Below are 16,977 nucleotides of genomic sequence, written 5' to 3' on the forward strand. Positions count from 1 at the left end.
TACAACTTCCGACGGCTCCTCGCCTGGCTCTGGCTTTTTATCGCCTTCATCAAAGCCGCTCTCCTGGCGCCCATCACCCCGACCGAGTCTGCCCAGGCGGCTTGATCAGCCTTCTTCACGGACGACAAATTCCCGCGTAAGCACCCAGCTCGAGTTGGCACAAGGCGCTAGCGTATTGATTTATTGAGGGAAATGGCGCACCCGACAGGATTCGAACCTGTGACCTTCGCCTTCGGAGGGCGACACTCTATCCAGCTGAGCTACGGGTGCATACCGTTCGCGAGATGCTTACGCCATGCTTACGCGATATTTTGGTCGGTCTGAAGAGCGAACCCGACATTCGCCCAAACCGTTGTTTAGTCACTTCCTTTTTCCAGCGCCACCAGCCATCGCCAAACTTGACATCCGCCTTCGGAGGGCAGCGCTCTATCCAGCTGAGCTACGGGTGCAAGACCGCTCGAATGGCTCGACGCCCCGACCGGTCCCAAACACAGAGGCCCTTGCTAGCCGATTGCCGCATGACAGGCAAGACTCGTTGTCGACGGCCTCGACACGGGATACGCTTTCTTGATCCCGTCCAACCGCTCCAAAGCGGTGCGTGGCGGGATGGGCTGCGGCGTTTCTGGCAGCCGGCCGGCCCTCTGGTTTGGACGTCGATCGGGAGTCCTTGGCGGCTGAGGGGCGCTGCCGCCTCCGTCCGGACGGTCGGATCAGCCTGCGATCGCCTGACCGTCGGCGCTGAAGATGTGGACGGCTTCGGGATCGAAGGCGAGGCCGACCCGCTCCTCGGGCCGAAGGGCCGCGTGTCCGACGATACGCACGGTGATCAGCCCCAGATCGCCGGCCTGGACATAGGCGTAGGTGTCGGAGCCAAGCCGCTCGATGACGTCGATGACTCCATCGATGGAGCCGGCGCCGGCTTCGACGAGCCGGATGTGCTCGGGGCGGACGCCGAAGTGGATGGCCTCCGGCGTGGCGCGAGCTAGGGGAAAGGACCCGCCGCCCGAAAACGACACGGCGCCCGCCGTCCCTCGGCACGGCACGACGTTCATCTTGGGCGAGCCGATGAACTGCGCGACGAACAGGTTCGCCGGCTTCTGATAGAGTTCGATCGGCGAGCCCACCTGCTCGATCCGGCCCTTTTGCAGGACGACGATCCGGTCGGCCAGGGTCATCGCCTCCACCTGGTCATGGGTGACGTAGATCATCGTCGCCTTCAGGCGCTGGTGCAGCTTGGCGATCTCCAGGCGCATCTCGACGCGAAGCGCGGCGTCGAGATTGCTGAGCGGCTCGTCGAACAGGAAGGCGCGCGGCTCGCGCACGATCGAGCGGCCGATGGCGACGCGCTGGCGTTGGCCGCCCGACAGCTCCTTGGGGCGCCGGTCCAAGAGCTCCTCGAGCTTCAGGACTGCGGCCGCACTCTGAACACGCTCGGCGATCTCAGTCTTGGGCGTCCGCGCCACCTGCAGGCCGAAGCCCATGTTCTCGCGCACCGTCTTGTGCGGATAAAGAGCGTAGGACTGGAACACCATGGACAGGCCGCGCTCGGCGGGCGGCTTGCCGGTGACGTCGTCGCCATCGATCAGGATGTGGCCGTCGGTGGCTTCCTCGAGCCCGGAAATCAAGCGCAGAAGCGTGGACTTTCCGCAGCCGGAGGGGCCGACGAAGATGACGAACTCGCCTTCCTCGACGGAAAGATCGACGCCCTTGATGATTTCCACGGCGCCGAACGATTTGCGCACGTCCTTGAGGTCGATGCGTCCCATATGCGTCCTCCCTTATTCCGCCGATGCGCTGGGCGAGGCAAAGGCGAGCCACATGGCGGCGGTCCAGGAAAAGTCCTTGCCGCCACAGAGTTCGCCCGTGGTTGCGCTGAAGTATTCGGCGAAGCCCGATTGTGCGATCAGGCGCGCGGTGTCGGCGCGCACGTCCTCGGCCAACTCGCCGTACCCGGCATCGGCCAGCCCGCGCGCGACCATGAAGTTGACGATGGCCCACACCGGCCCGCGCCAGTAGCGGACGGGGTCGAAGCGTTCGACGTTTGGATCGTAGCTCGGCACCAGATAGGCGACCTTGTCGCGCCAGTCCCGCAGGGTCGCGACCAAAGCGGCCGCGCGGCCGGGCGCGATGCCGCCGCCATAAAGCGGCAGGAACGTTCCGGCCGACAGCGTGTCGGCCTTGTCGCCATGGCGAAGGTCGAGCGAGACATAGCCGCCCAGCTCATCGTGCCACAGTGTCTCCAATCCGGCCGCCAGGCGCTCGGCGCGCTCCGTCGCCGCATCGGCGATCACGGCTTCGCCGAGCGCGGTGGCGAGGGTCGCGAGATCGCGCTCCGCCCGCAGCAGTATTGCGTTCATTCCGACATCGGCGACCCAGAACGGGTTGCCGCTGGCGATGGCCTCGGCGTTCCATCCATGGTCGCGGCCGAACTGTACGAGCGCCATGTATTTGTCGTACTCGGCCTTGAGCGGGCGCTGGGCGGCGTCGACGTGCTGGGTGTCGCGGCGCTGATAGGTGCCGACCTTCGACGTGTCGACATAAGACAGCGGCCGGTCCCAGTCCGGCAGGTTGTCGCGTCCGCTTTCCCAGGGATGGATGATGGCAACCAGGCCGCGGCCGTCCGGATCGCGTGCCTCGGCGAACCAGCGGTGCCAGCGGTCCAGCTTCACGAGAAGCCGGCGGACGCGCTCGACCTCGCCACCCATTTGGTGGAGCCGGATGAGTACGCTCGCGGCCACGGGTGGCTGAGTGATGCCCGACGTCGGTGGGCTGACCGCCGTGCCCCATTCGCCATGGCCGGGAAAATAGCCGGTGTCGTCCTGCCAGAAGACGATATGCGGCACCATTCCGTCGGCCCATTGCGCCGCGAGCAGCGTTTCGATCTCTCTCAGCGCGCGGTCCATGTCGAAGGTGGCGAAGCCGAGCGCCACCAGCGCGGAATCCCAGTTCCACTGGAAGGGATAGAGCCCCTTGGTCGGCACGGTGTAGTCGCCCTGATCGTTCTGGCGAAGGATCGCCCTCGCTTTGTCGTCGAGAGCGCCCACGTCCGCAGCATCGACGGTGTCGGAGGGATCGGTCATCAGCTCATCCTTTGACGCTGCCCGCGGTGAGCCCCTGCACCAGGAAGCGCTCGAACCACAGGAAAATCACGAGAATCGGCACCGTCGCGACCACCGCGCCGGCCATCAGGATCTGCCGCGGCACCTCCGAGGAGTTCAGCGAGACGACGCCGCGCGGCAAGGTGAAGATGTTGGGATCATCCAGGAACATGAAGGCGAAGAGGAACTCGTTCCAGGCGATCATGAAGACATAGAGCGCGACCGAGGCGAGCGCTGGCAGCGACAGCGGCAGGGTGATCTTCAGGATCACGCCGAGCCGCGACAGCCCGTCCATCAGTCCGGCTTCCTCCAGCTCGGGTGGCAGACCCTGGAAGTAGCCCTGGAGCATGTAGAGGGCGACCGGCACGGTCGTGGCCGGATAGACGATCAGCAGGCCGAGCAGGCTGTTGCGCAGTCCGAACTGGGAGAACACGGCATAGAGCGGGATCACCAGCACGATGGCCGGGACCATGTAGATCAGCAGGATCGACCGCGTCATCGTCGCCCGGCCGCGAAAGCGCAGCCGCGCCACCGCATAGGCTCCGGGGATCGAGAAGAGCAGGGTGATGACGACGGTGATGACCGAGACGATGGTCGAGACCAGCAGGAAGCGACCGAAATTGAACTGCGTGAAGAGCAGCGTGTAGCTCTCGAAGAGGCTGGTCCCCTGTGAGAGGTCGATCGACAGGTCCAGCGGGTTGAGGAGCAGGGCCTGCTGGTTCTTCAGGCTGGTCATCACCATGACGTAGAAGGGCAGGGCGACGATCACCGTGAAGAAGACGAAGCCGAAACCTTTCAGCACCCGCGACAGCATCACCTCGATGCGGTAGCGGCTGAGCCGCCCGGCGCCCAGACCCCTGAGCGTGATGCGGTTGGCCAATGAAACGGCACCGCAGACGAGAACGATGGCGACCACCTGAACCGGCAAGACCTGGCCGAGATCGATCGAGAAGGGCGCGGCGAAGGAGACGAGCAACAGCCCGGCCACGGCCGCGAAGAAGGCGCCGATCAAGGAGGCGCCGGTGCGGGTGCCCGGCTCGTAAAGAACGAGAACGACGGCGCTTGCCGCGCCCGCCACCGCGCCGGCCAGCACGACGGGCGTCGCCGCCAGACCGGTGACGAGGCTCAGGAGAATGCCGGCGATGACGATCGCCATCGTTCCCCAGAGAGCGCCGGACGCGGCGGCCAATATGAGCCCGATACCAAGTGTCATGGCTCAGCCCTCCTCCTGATGGACGAAGCGGAAATAGGCCATGGCAAAGGCCAGCAGGAATAGGAAGACGACCACGGCCACCGCCGCGCCCGCGCCGAGATTGGCGAGCGCGAAGCCCTGTTCATAGACCGACACCGTCAGCGTGCGGGTGCCCGCCGCCCCGCCGGTGAGCAGGAAGATGTCGTCGAACTTGTTGAAGGTCCAGATGAAGCGCAGCAGGAAGAGGGTCGAGAGAATCCCCAGAAGCTGCGGCAGGGAGATGTGCCAGAACACCTGGAAGGGCGAGGCCCCGTCGACCTCCGCCGCCTCGTACATCTCCGTCGAGATCGACTGCATCCGTGCCAGGATGAACAGGAAGGACAGCGGAAAATAACGCCAGGCTTCGAAGGCGATCACCGAGGACAGCGCCAGCGGAAAGTTCACAGTCAATCCGAAGAGGTTCAATTCCACGGCGCGCTGGCCGAAGAAGTTGATGCCGTGGTCGGTCAGCGCCATGCGCTGCAAAATGGCATTGAAGGTGCCCGAGAAGGGGTCGAGCAGCACCACCCAGGTGAAGGCGACGGCGATCACCGGCGCCACATAGGGAAACAGAAATAGCCCGCGCAGCCAGGAGCGCCCGAAGAATTCGGTGTTGAGGAGCTGGGCCGCGAACAGGCCGAGGACCAAGGCTCCGAGCGTGCCGATGATCGTGTAGGTCAGGGTGACCCAGAGGACGCCCCAGAATTCGGCGGAATCGAAGATGCGCGCGAAGTTCTCCAGCGTGAAGTGGAAATTGGTCAGCACGTTGGGGGCGGTGCCCGCCATCACCGGTTCGCTGTCGCGCGGCGAGACGGGGCTGGCGGCGAACGCTTCGTCGGGAACCACCTGGAGTTCGACCGTCTCGCGGAAGCCCGGCTCATAGTCGCCGAGTTCGCAGGCAATGTCGCGCCCATCCACCGCGCAGCGCTCGTCCGCCGACTGGACGGATAGGCCCTTTGGCAGGGTGTCGGTGAGGCTGACGTCGGCGATCGGGTCGTCGCGCGAGGTGTTGCGCAGCCGGTATTCGATGGTGAAGGGCCCGCCGGCGACGTCCATGTCGCCGCGCGGCCGTTCGGAGACCACGGGGGATGCGGGCCGTAGATCGTCCAGCCGGACCGGCTTCACCGAAATCCAGAAATTGGCGATGAGCGGCAGGAGCACGATGGCGAAGACGATGAAGAAGGTCGGCAGCAGCATCGCCATCGCCAGGCGCGCCTCTCCGCGCGCCATCGGTCCGAGGCGCCGCCTCTTCGCCAGCACCGCTTCGGGATCCGGCTGCGCGGGCACCATGTCGGTCGCAGTCATTGGGGTCTCTCCCTTGTTCCGGCGGGGAGGCCGGGGAGACGGGCTCCCCGGCCTCAGGCGTGGGAGGACGCCTACATGTCCGCGATCGCCGCGTTCATCGCCTCGACGGTGGCTTCGGCGTCGCGCTCGCCGTCGAGATATTCGCGCACCAGGCGGTTGATGGCGTTGGAGTTGACGATGCGCGAGGCCAGCGCCAGCTGATTTTCGGTGGCGCCCCAACGCCCGGCCGTTTCGAGGCCCGAGGTGATCTTGTCGACGACCTCCTGGGGATAGAGTTCGCCCAACGGCGCCTTGCGGTCGACGCCGACAGGGAGCGTCGCCCACAGCTTGGTGTACTTATCGGGCTCTTCCTCGGTGCCGCGGCGCACCGGGAACTTGCCTTCCGGGGCGATCGACAGGGTCTTCTCGTAGCCGTCGCTGAGCGAGAATTTCACGAACTCCGAGGCCGGATCGGTATCGGCGTCCATGGTGATGCCGAGATAGCGGATATCGGCCCAGGCCGCCCCATCGGGATTGGCCGGACCGGCCAGCGTCGTGACGACGCCGGTCTTGCCGGCAAGTTCCGTCGAAGTTGGATCGTCGTTGATCGTCGGCGGGTTGGAGTCGCGCAGGCCGGCCAGTTCATCGAGAATGAACGGCGACCAGATGATCATCGCCGCGTGGCCGGCGAAGTAGAGCTCGCGCGACTGCTGCCAGTAGAGATCGCCGGGAGGCGAGGCCTCGGCGAGCGCCTTGTAGAACTCCAGGGCCTCTACCGTCGGCTCCATCTCGAAGCCGGTCGAGCCATCCTGCTTCACCGGGCTGACGCCGTTCGCCAGGAAGATGTGCTCCAGCATCTGGCTCATATAGGTTTCGTCGACCTTGGTGGCGGCGACGAAACCGTACATCTCGGGCGGGTTGTGCAGGGCTTCGATGGCCTTGCCGACCGCCTCGTAGGTCGTCGGCGGCTCCAGCCCAGCCTCCTCGAACAGATCCGAGCGGTAGAGCACCATCTGGGTCCAGCCGTCGACCGGCACTGAGGCCGTCTCGCCCTCGAAGTCTGCGAAGGCCAGCGCGCCGGGCGCGAAGGTGTCGCGGCCGAGGTCCTCGACGATCTGGTTCGCCGCCTCCACGTCGAGAATGCCGGCTTCCGCCCAGGGCAGGGCGTGCTGCTGCGGGTGATAGATGATGTCCGGCAGGTCGCCGGCGGCGAAAGCGGCGGTAGCGCGGGTGCCCAGTTCGCTTTCTGTGACCGGGATCACCTCCACCGCGGTTCCGGTCTTCTTCTCGAACTCGGCGGCCAGTTCCTCCTGCTTGGCCAAGCGGTCGGGCTGCTCCTCGGTGGTCCACATCCGAAGCTGCGCATTGGCGAGTGCCGAGGACATCAGCAATGCGGCGAGCGAGGTCGCAAACAAGGTCTGGGTTCGTGTCATCATATTTTCCTCCCTATGATGATGTCAGGTCGGTTCTTCGGCCGGCGGGCGGGACGTCGAGGCCCGAGGCGTGAGCTTGGCTTCCCAGAGCACTCGCGGCTCCTCGAGAGTGCCGTCTTCGATGAGCGCCTTGATCATGTGCGCGACATGACGACCGGCGTCGGCGCTCGACTGGCTCATCGTGGTCAGCGGCGGTTCGGCGGCAAGGCCGATGGGCAGGCCGTCGTAACCCATCACCGAGATGTCTCGGCCGACTTTCAAGCCGGCGCGGGCAATCGCCCGCATGGCGCCCAGCGCCACCTCGTCCGTAACGCCCAGGATCGCCGTCGGAGGGTTGGGCAGCGCCAGCAGTCCGGTCGTCGCGCTGTCGGACGAGGCCGCGTCGACGACGCCGTCCACGATGTAGCCGTCCGGGATATCCAGCCCGAGTGCCGCCATGGCGGCTCGATAGCCCCGTCGGCGCAGATGGGCGTAAGTGTAGGAGAGATCGCCGGCCAGATGGGCGATGCGTCGGTGCCCCAGGCCATGAAGGTGATTGACGGCATCGACGAAGGCCTTCTCGTTGTCGACGTCGAGAAAGACGCAGTCGTCGCACGCGTCGGTGCGGCCATAGAGGACGAAGGGCACGCCCTCCTGCTTGAGATAGGCGACGCGCGAATCGCTTCGGCGCGTGCGGGTGAGCACGAAGCCGCCGACCTTGCCCGATCGGATCAGGCGCTCCACCACGTCGCGTCCTTCATGCCCCTCCGGGACGGCCGCGACGATGACGTCCCAATCGTAGAGGGCGAGTTCGCTGGCGATGCCGTCGAGAAACTCGGCGAGAAAGGGCGCGGAGACATGGCCGGCGCGCCCTGGAAGGACGAAACCGACGGTTTCGACCACGCCGCGCGCCAAACGCCGTGCCGTCGAGGACGGTCGATAGCCGAGCTCCCGCGCCACCCTGGCGACACGTTCTCGCGTGGTTCTGGAGATGTCGGGATAGTTGTTGAGGGCACGCGAAACGGTGCCTTCCGAAAGGCCGAGATGCGCCGCGAGACGGGCGATCGAGACGGTCTTCTTCGTGGGTCTCGGCTGCAACAGCTTGGCCGCCACGTCATCCTCCCTTCCGAAGCGCCGATATCCTCACCCTTGCCCTCTGACTTGTCTAAATGTCGCCAATTGGGCACCGAAAGCGCTTTCGGTAGGAAGAAGCTAGCGCTGCTCGGCAGAGCTGTCAAATCCGCTGTCGTCCGTTCTCCGGGAAAGAGATGAGGCCGGAGGAGCTCGCTCGGCTGGCCGAGCCGCCGTCGAGCACGCCGGCCGCGAGGTCTCAAGAGGGCGATCGGGTCCGGCAAAGTCGGGTGCTGAAGACGCCGATCGGCCTTCTGCTGGCTTCCGCGATCCATGGCGAAGTCAGTTCGGCCGTCGCGGCCGGTCGCATCTGGCGCGGGTATCGTCGCGCTTCCTGCCGCCCCTGAATCGAGAACGAGGCGGGCGCATGGCACGCCCGCCTCGTTTTCCGGGGAGACCGTCGTCCACGCCTCGGAAGAAACGTGGAGAGCTCGGATTCGCTGCAGGAACGAGAAGACCCGATGGCCGTCGGCGGGTCTCCTCCGCTCCTTTCCGGTCGCCTTCTCAGTAGCCGCGGTCCTTCAGCAGCGCGTCGACGTTGTCGGCGGTCACGATTGTCCACGGGATGTCGTAGCGCTTGGTCTGGCCGTCGCTCCATTCCAGGTCGCCTTTGTACTGCTCCCAGATGTCGGACATCGGCTGATAATCGTCGCCGAGCACCGCCTTGAGCGCGACGTCGATCGAGCCCTGGGCCTGGCCCCGGGCGTCCTGCAGGATCGAGGTCATCTCGCCGGCCTTGACCGCCCGCAGCGCATCGGTGACGCCGTCGATGCCGGCGATGGCGAAGTCGCTGACCTCATAGCCGGCGGCCTTGATCGCCTCGATCGCGCCGAGCGCCATCTCGTCGTTCTGACCGATGACGCCGTCGATCTGGTCGGGATACTTGCTGAGCCAGTTCTGCATCAGGTCGAGAGCTTCGGCGCGCGACCAGTTTGCGGTCTTGCGCTCCAGCACCTTGACGGCGCCTTCCGGGCATTCGGAGATGGCGCGTTCGTTGCCCTGGCCGCGCTCGATCTCGCCGGAGCCGCCGATCGGGCCTTCGATGATGACGACGTTGCCCTTGCAACCGAGCTGGCCGAGTACCGCCTTGGCTTCCAGATAGCCGCCCTCGACGTCGTCGGAGACGACCTCCGACAGCATGTCCTGGGTGTTCAGGCGGGCGTTGGTGACGACGATCGGAATACCGGCGTCGTTGGCGTTGGTCACCACGTCGATATTGGCCTCGAAGTCCATCGGGTTGATGATGATGGCGTCGTAGCCGGTGTTGATCGCCATCTGACCCTGGTCGTTCTGGACCGAGGCGTCATAGCGGCCGTCGAAGAGCGTGATGTCGGCGAGCCCGTCCTTCACGGCCGGATGCTCCTTGGCATAGCGCTCCATCAGCTGCACGAATTCTGCCTTGTTGCCGTACATCAGGAACGCGATCCGCACCTTTTGCGGATTGTCCTGGGCGAATGCCGCTCCCGACATCAACAGCGACGACAGCATCAGCGACGCAGCAAGCTTTTTCATGGTCATTCTCCTCCTGGTTTTGCATGCGTTAAGGGTCAGGCCGTCAGCCTCCTCGACGGGTCGAGGATGACGGCGAAGACGATCAGGCTTCCCTTGATGATGAGCTGGTAGAAGCTCTCGACCCCGAGGATATCGAGGCCGTTGTTCATCACGCCGATGATGAGGGCGCCGAAGAAGGTGCCGGTCAGCCGGCCGATGCCGCCCGACAGGCTGGCGCCTCCGATGACGACGGCCGCGATGGCGTCCAGTTCGTAGGACGTGCCGGCGGCGGTCTGCGCCGAGCCGGTCTTGGCCGTCAGGATCACCCCCGCCAGCCCGGCGAGAAGGCCGGACAGGACGTAGACCCAGATCAGGATGGCCTTGGTGTTGATGCCGGAGGTCCGCGCGCTCTTCTCGTTGCCGCCGACGGCGTAGACATAGCGCCCGAACACGGTCTTGTTGAGCAGGATCCACGCGACCAGGAAGACCAGGCCGAGGATCACGGCGGGCATCGGCAGCGCGTCGAACAGCTTGCCGGTGCCGAACCAGCGGAAGTCCGGCGACAGCGCTGAGATCGGGTTGCCGTCGGTGACCGCCATGGTGAAGCCGCGCGCCGCCATCAGCATGCCCAGCGTGGCGATGAAGGCCTGGATCTTGAAGCGGCTGACGATCCATCCGTTGAGCGCGCCGCAGGCCGATCCGACGACGAGGGCGACGATCAGCGGGACGATCATCCCGTATGTGCCCGCCCAGGCCGTCACCCCCGTCGAGCGGGTGGCGAACGAGGCCGCCATCATGCCGGAGAAGGCCAGCACCGAGCCGACCGACAGGTCGATGCCGCCGGAGATGACGACGAACGTCATGCCCACCGCCAGAATGCCGTTCACCGAGATCTGGTGCAGGATCAGCATCAGATTGTTGAAGGTGAGGAAGGCATTCTGCGGCCAGGCGCCCTGCACCACCTTCAACTGGCACAGCACGCCGACGAAGATGCACAGGCCGATGAAGGCGAAGACGATGCCATATTCGCGCATCGCAAGGGGATTGGTGGTGCTCCGGGTGCTGGGTTGCATTGCTCCTCCTCCGCGAACGACTGGTGCTCGGTCCATCAAAGTGCCGCCATCATCAGGGACTTCTGATCGGCCATCTCCCGTGGGAACTCCGCAATGGTGTGCCCTTGCCGGATCACCACGACGCGATCGCTCATGCCGATGATCTCGTCGAGTTCGGAGGAGACCATCAGCACCGCGCCGCCGGATCGGGCGAAGTTGGAGATGAACCGGTAGATTTCTTTCTTGGCGCCGACGTCGACGCCGCGCGTCGGCTCGTCCAGCAGCAGGATCTTCGGCCCGCCGGCAGTACAGCGTCCGAAGACGACCTTTTGCTGATTGCCGCCCGACAGGTTGCGCACGAGCTGCGACGGGCTCGGCGTCTTGATGCGCATGTTGGAGATCGCGTTCTGGATCAGGCTGCGTTCGGCGCGGCGATTGACGAAGCCGAACGACTGCAGATGCGGCAATTGCGACAACGAGAGATTGTCGCCGACCGAGGCGCTGAGCACTAGGCCGCTGCGCTTGCGATCTTCGGTGACGTAGGAAATGCCGGCGGCCAGCGCCTGCTTGACCCGGCCGGGCGGCAACAGGCTGCCGCGAACCAGCACCTCGCCGTCATCCGGCTCTTCAAGGCCGTAGATCGTATCCAGCATCTCGCTGCGGCCGGACCCGACCAGGCCATAGATACCCAGGATCTCGCCGGCATGAAGCGTCAGGCCGACATCCGCGAACCACGGCGCGCGGTTGAGGTTCCGCAGTTCGAGGACGGGTTCGGCGGTCGGCGCATTTTCCTTGACGAATTCGCCTTCGATGGCGCCGCCGATCATCATCTCGATGAGCTTCTCGCGATTGATGTCGGCCACCTGGCCCGTCGCGACCCGCGCGCCGTCCTGAAAGACCGTGTAGTCGTCGGCGATCTGGAAGATTTCGGCGAGGCGATGCGTCACGTAGACGACGGCCTTGCCCGCCGCCGCCAGGTCACGCAGCACCTCGAACAAACGCTCGGCGTCCTTTTCGCCGATCGCCGATGTCGGCTCGTCGAAGATGACGATCTGGGCGTCGTGCCGCGACAGGGCCTTGGCGATCTCGATGAGCTGCTGGGAGGCGACCGTCAGCGTGTCGAGGCGCGCTCTCGGATCGATGGCGAAGCCGAGCGAGGACAACAGTTCGCCCGCCTGTCGGTAGAGTGTCTTGAAGTCGACGAAGGCGCCTTTGCGCGGCTCTTCGCCGAGAAAGATGTTTTCGGCCACCGTCAGATGCGGAATGCCGCTCAATTCCTGCTGCACGATGGCGATGCCGGCGGACAGCGCCTGATGTGGCGAATGGAAATGCACGACGCGGCCATCGAGGCGGATCTCGCCGGCATCGGGTTCGTAGAAGCCCATCAGGATGGACAGGATCGTCGACTTTCCGGCGCCGTTGCCGCCGCACAAGGCATGAATGCGCCCGCGTTCCAGTTCGAGATTGCCGTCGACGAGCGCGTGCACGCCGCCGAAGCTCTTGCGGATGTGCGACATCGACAGGATTGGATCTGGCACGGCGTTCTCCTCCCAAGTCGGCGGAACGGGTGGGCAGAATGCAAAAGACCAAGGTCAGGCGCGTCGGATGCGACGGCCAGGTTCGTCTGCTCGGATCTTCATCGGGAACCGGACGTCTCCCGCCGGCTCCCTCGGCCTTGGTATGGGATCGAGTCGGCCTAGAGCGCGATCTGGATCTTCACGTCCTGCGGGCGGTGCTCGGCAGCCCGCTCGAAGGCTTCGATCGACCTTTCGAAGGGGTAGGTCTCGCTGATCAGCGCCTTGACGTCGATCTTGCCGCTGCCCAGGAGATTGAGCGTGCGATCCCAGACATTGGCGTAGCGGAACGTACCGGTGAGCGAGATTTCCTTGACCTCGAGCGCAACCACGTCGAAGGCGGGCATCTCGGCCGGCATGCCGACCAGCACCACCCGGCCACCCGGTGCCACCAGCTTGAACATGGTCTCGAAGGGCTTGGTGCTGCCGCTGGCCTCGAAGAAGACGTCGGCGCCGCGCCCGTTGGTGCGCTCCGCCACCACCTCAGCCAGATTGTCCGTGTTGAGATCGACGACGGTAATCTCCGGCCTGCCGGAGAGCAGCGCCAGCTTCGCGGTGGCGAAGTCGCTGACAATGATCTCCGCGCAGCCGGCGGCGAGCGCCGAAAAGACAACCATCATGCCGATCGTGCCGGCCCCGGTGACGATGGCGATGTCGCCGGGCTGGATCTGCGCCTTCTTGGAGGCGTAGACGCCGATCGCCAGCGGCTCGACGAGGGCGCCCTCGGCGAAGCTGACGCTGTCTGGCAGACGGTAGGTGAGCGCGGCCGGATGAACGATCTGCGGCGTCAGGCAGCCGTGGATCGGCGGCGTCGCCCAGAAGCGGACCGAGGGATCGAGATTGTACATGCCCTTCAGCGTCTCGACCGAAGCGAAGTCGGGAATGCCCGGCTCCATGCAGACGCGATCGCCGACACTGAGATGCTTGACCGCGGAGCCGACCTGCCGGACCGTGCCCGATGCCTCGTGCCCGAGGATCATCGGTTCCTTGACGACGAAGTCGCCGATATTGCCGAACTCGTAATAGTGGACGTCGCTGCCGCAGATGCCGACTGTATTGACGTCGATGAGGACCTCGTTCGGCCCCGGCTCGGACGGCCAAGGTACTTCGATATCCCGAATTGAAAGGCTGCGTGGCCGCTCGAGAACGACACCGGTTACTCTCATGGCGCCGACCTCCCCTTGTTTGCGCTGAAAGTTGCTTCGGAAAATGTGAATTCCGACTTCTTGTTAATTGTCTCGCGTCGGCCAAAAGGCGGCTATGCGTTTTTTGCGCAATATGATTGCAGCTTTTGACGATCGAACAGGGCCCGGGAACGCCAAAGGCCGCAACCCCGAGTGCCGTCAGAAATCCAGCAGGCACGACGCGTCAGAATAGAATTTTAAGTCGTAAAAACAGTTGTTTAGACTCTGCCGGCAGCGTGAAGGCCCTGTTGGCGGGCCGATGCCGCGTATCCTTCACGTTGCAGAGGGGAGGGGCGGCCGATGCCGTATCGTCGGATGCGTCGAAGCAAAAATCTCTTGCGGCACAAGCCGTTGAGTATCGCCGGCGACGCGGCTTTTGATGTTGGACGCCGCTTCGCTCTCCATCCGCCGGACCTTATCGCGGGCTCGTCGCCCCGTGAGAAATCGCACATTCCCCGTCGGCAGGTCATGCCGCAGGTGCGCGCAGATGCTAATCGTTTTTTTCGTGTTGGGTGGGCGCGATTAAACCGATTGAGGTGCCGCTGCGCCAGTGCGTCGCTCGCTCGCCAGCCTGGCGCCCCCGACCGTGATCGCCTCGGGCTTGAGGCCGGGGCGCGTCTCGTGGCCGAGACCGAGGCTGCGCCGTTGACGGAATTCCGACGGGGTGGCGCCGATGAAGCGCAGGAAGTTGCGGTTGAAGGTCGACAGGACGTCGTAACCCACGTCGTAACAGATCGTGGTCACCGGGTCCTTGGTTTCGGCCAGGAGCTGGCAGGCCTTATAGACCCGAAGCCGATTGATGTACTCCACGCACGGACAGTTGGCGTATTTCTCGAACGCGCGCGACAACGCCGAGGCGCTCATGCCGTGGGCCGCGGCAATCGAGGCGCAGCTCAAATCCGCGCGACTGAAGTTCTCCGCGATATAGGCGAGGATGGTGTTGAGCCGGCCGGCCATCCTGTTCGGGCCCGGCGGTGCGAAGGACAGGCAGTAGCGGCCCGTGTCGGCCTCCAGTTCGGCAAGCAGCCGGAAGAAGAGCGCCAACCGTTCGAAGCCGTGCGCCCGCAGCAGAGCCTCGAAGATCGCTCCCGCGCGCCGCGACGTTTCGGCGGAAAACAGAAGCCCGGAATGCGCCTCGTTGAGCAGCGTCTGGAACCCGCCGCAATCCTCGAAGGAATGCATGCAGGTGTCGGCGAACCGCTCGCTGAAGTGCACGACCATGTCCCGGTCGAGAATCTGCTCGTGCGCGGTGTCCCAGTCCTCGCCCACGGCGGTGCTGACCCACATGTGCGGCAGGTGCGGCCCGGTCATCACCAGATTGCCCGGCTCGAAATCGCCGGCGTAGGTCCCGACGTAATACGAGCCGGAGCTCTTCCGGATGAAATGGATCTCGTATTCGGGGTGATAGTGCCAGCCCGAATAGGGAAATGGGTAGTCGTGCGAGAAGGCCTCGAAGGAACCGTCCATCGGGGCGAGAATCTCGTGCAGAGCTTTCTGGAAGACGGCCTTCGACGAACCGTCCTGGTGTTGGCGCGATGTGGATTCACCGCCTGAGCCCGCTCCTGTCGAGTCGAAAAATGCTCGTGTGTCCTCTAGCGACATCCGTCCTCCCGATGCCGAGTCCCTGCAAAATCCTGGATGTGTTGATCCTGCGGCCAGAGCCGCGACTTGGCAAGTGAGTCAAGTCCCTCGGTCCGGCAAATTATCGTCGACCTCATGTTGGCCATGGTCGGAGACCTGTAATGGACCGGGCTATTCTTCGCATGGACTACACGATCAGAAACCTCTCGGAATTCAAGAGGATAGATACCCGGCTGCCGAAGTGAATAGCGCTGCGAAGCGAAGTTGCGATGGCCGATGGCGGGCGGTCGGGTCGTTCGGACGACGGGCCAAAGCGCCGGCAAAGCGCAAGAAACGCACAGCACTTGCCAAGGGCTGCGTAGCGCGCGCAGCGGCGGTCGTACACTGTCGTTGCTGGACCGATCCGTAGAGAACGCGCGGTCCGGGAAGGGGAGGCGGAGCATCATGTTCATCGGCATCGATTGCGGCACACAGAGCACCAAGGCTCTGGTCGTCGACGACAAGGGCGAAATCCGCGGCCGCGGCAGCGCCGCGCATCGCTTGATCCAACGCGACACCGGGGCTCGCGAACAGGAGCCGGCATGGTGGGTCGATGCGATGATCTCGGCCGTGCGCGAGGCCGTCGCGCAGGCCGGTATCGACGGAGCCGAGGTCAAGGCGATCGGCGTTTCGGGACAGCAGCACGGCCTGGTGGTGCTCGATGAGGCGGGCCGATCCATCCGCCCGGCCAAGCTCTGGAACGACACGTCCACGGCGAGCCAGAACGCCGAGCTGATCGAGACGCTGGGCGGCCGCCAGGCCTGGATCGAGGCCTACGGTATCGTGCCGCGCACCGGCTATACGCTCTCCAAGCTGCTCTGGCTCCGGCAGAACGAGCCTGAGAATTTCAAGGCGATCCGCCACATCCTGCTGCCGCACGACTATCTCAACTACTGGCTGACCGGCCGCTGCGTCGCCGAGTACGGCGATGCCTCGGGGACCGCGTTCTTCGACATCCGGCGCCGCCGCTGGGCCTTGGAGCCTCTGGCGGCGATCGACGGCGGCTCCGGCTTTCTGGCCCAGGCCTTGCCGGAACTCATCTCGTCCGCCTCCATCGTCGGACCGCTGACGCGGGAAGCCGCAGAGGCGCTGGGCCTGTCGACGGGCTGTCTGGTTTCCGCGGGTGGCGGCGACAACATGATGGCGGCGATCGGCACCGGCAACGTGCGCGAAGGCATCGTCACCATGAGCCTCGGCACTTCGGCGACGCTCTATTCCTACAGCGACACACCGGTGATCGACCCCTCCGACTGGGCGGCGCCGTTCTGCTCCAGCAGCGGTGGCTGGCTGCCGCTGATCTGCACGATGAACTGCACCAACGTGACCGGCGGTGCGGCGATTCTGTTCGGACAGGGCTACGCGTATGTCGGCAAGGCGCTTGCCGCCAGCCAGCCGGGCGCCGGCGGCCTCACGCTGCTTCCGTTCTTCAACGGCGAACGGACACCCGACCTGCCAAACGCCCGCGGCAGCCTGCTCGGCCTCACGGACACCAACATGACGGCGGAGAACTTCGTCCGCGCCGCGGTGGAGGGCACGAGCTTCGGCGTCCTCGGCGGCATGCGGCGCATTCTCGGCGACACCGATCCGCAGCGGATCTTCCTGGTCGGCGGCGGCGCCAAGAGCCCGGAATGGCGGCAGCTGATCGCCGATGCCACCGGTGCGGAAATCGTGGTTCCTGTCACCGAGGAGGCCGGTTGCCTCGGTGGCGCGGTACAGGCGATCTGGGCCTATGGCAGGGAGCGCGGCACGCCGGAGGAAATTTCGGCCATCACCGAGCGCTGCATTGCGGTGGACGAAACCAAGACGGCGCGGGCCCGCGACGAGGCACGCTCACGCTACGATGCGGCCTTCGCGCTCTACCGCCAGCGTCTTCTCGATATGCATGGCGTCGAGGCCTGAA

Annotated in this window: 12 protein-coding genes and 1 tRNA gene; 1 reads left to right on the forward strand and 12 read right to left on the reverse strand. The window is 65.0% G+C overall.

Annotated elements, in window-relative coordinates:
• Positions 1-193 precede the first annotated feature (193 nt).
• The 12 genes from SMD10_RS08355 to SMD10_RS08410 all read right to left on the reverse strand — a co-directional run bounded on the left by SMD10_RS08355 (position 194) and on the right by SMD10_RS08410 (position 14,924).
• A tRNA-Arg gene (locus SMD10_RS08355) sits at positions 194-270 on the reverse strand.
• Positions 271-710: 440 nt separating this feature from the next.
• Positions 711-1,766: an ABC transporter ATP-binding protein gene (locus SMD10_RS08360; RefSeq protein WP_331685222.1), complete on the reverse strand. Its 1,056-nt coding sequence runs from the start codon at positions 1,764-1,766 to the stop codon at positions 711-713.
• 12 nt (positions 1,767-1,778) lie between these two features.
• The gene (locus SMD10_RS08365) at positions 1,779-3,080 is read right to left on the reverse strand and encodes an MGH1-like glycoside hydrolase domain-containing protein (RefSeq protein ID WP_331685223.1); all 1,302 of its coding nucleotides are present in this window, start codon (positions 3,078-3,080) and stop codon (positions 1,779-1,781) included.
• 4 nt (positions 3,081-3,084) lie between these two features.
• Positions 3,085-4,311, reverse strand: a complete 1,227-nt coding sequence (locus SMD10_RS08370; RefSeq protein ID WP_331685224.1) for a carbohydrate ABC transporter permease — start codon at positions 4,309-4,311, stop codon at positions 3,085-3,087.
• A gap of 3 nt (positions 4,312-4,314) precedes the next feature.
• Positions 4,315-5,634, reverse strand: coding sequence for a carbohydrate ABC transporter permease (locus tag SMD10_RS08375; protein WP_331685225.1), 1,320 nt, complete (start codon positions 5,632-5,634; stop codon positions 4,315-4,317).
• Positions 5,635-5,705: 71 nt separating this feature from the next.
• Positions 5,706-7,049: an ABC transporter substrate-binding protein gene (locus SMD10_RS08380; RefSeq protein WP_331685226.1), complete on the reverse strand. Its 1,344-nt coding sequence runs from the start codon at positions 7,047-7,049 to the stop codon at positions 5,706-5,708.
• 21 nt (positions 7,050-7,070) lie between these two features.
• On the reverse strand, positions 7,071-8,138 hold the full coding sequence (locus tag SMD10_RS08385; RefSeq protein WP_331685227.1) for a LacI family DNA-binding transcriptional regulator: 1,068 nt from the start codon (positions 8,136-8,138) through the stop codon (positions 7,071-7,073).
• A gap of 522 nt (positions 8,139-8,660) precedes the next feature.
• Positions 8,661-9,668: a substrate-binding domain-containing protein gene (locus SMD10_RS08390; protein ID WP_331685228.1), complete on the reverse strand. Its 1,008-nt coding sequence runs from the start codon at positions 9,666-9,668 to the stop codon at positions 8,661-8,663.
• Positions 9,669-9,703: 35 nt separating this feature from the next.
• Positions 9,704-10,720, reverse strand: coding sequence for an ABC transporter permease (locus SMD10_RS08395; RefSeq protein ID WP_331685229.1), 1,017 nt, complete (start codon positions 10,718-10,720; stop codon positions 9,704-9,706).
• A gap of 35 nt (positions 10,721-10,755) precedes the next feature.
• Complete coding sequence (locus tag SMD10_RS08400) at positions 10,756-12,216, reverse strand: sugar ABC transporter ATP-binding protein (RefSeq protein WP_331685348.1); 1,461 nt, start codon at positions 12,214-12,216, stop codon at positions 10,756-10,758.
• A 179-nt stretch (positions 12,217-12,395) separates the two neighbouring features.
• Complete coding sequence (locus SMD10_RS08405) at positions 12,396-13,439, reverse strand: NAD(P)-dependent alcohol dehydrogenase (protein WP_331685230.1); 1,044 nt, start codon at positions 13,437-13,439, stop codon at positions 12,396-12,398.
• A gap of 540 nt (positions 13,440-13,979) precedes the next feature.
• On the reverse strand, positions 13,980-14,924 hold the full coding sequence (locus tag SMD10_RS08410; RefSeq protein ID WP_331685231.1) for a helix-turn-helix domain-containing protein: 945 nt from the start codon (positions 14,922-14,924) through the stop codon (positions 13,980-13,982).
• A gap of 558 nt (positions 14,925-15,482) precedes the next feature.
• On the opposite strand from SMD10_RS08410, the gene xylB reads away from it, so the two are divergent.
• Positions 15,483-16,976, forward strand: a complete 1,494-nt coding sequence (gene xylB, locus SMD10_RS08415; RefSeq protein WP_331685232.1) for a xylulokinase — start codon at positions 15,483-15,485, stop codon at positions 16,974-16,976.
• The last annotated feature ends 1 nt before the right edge of the window (position 16,977 follow it).

Origin of the sequence: Consotaella aegiceratis, from assembly GCF_036541425.1 — a bacterium.
In the GTDB taxonomy this organism is placed as follows: Bacteria; Pseudomonadota; Alphaproteobacteria; order Rhizobiales; family Rhizobiaceae; genus Consotaella; species Consotaella aegiceratis.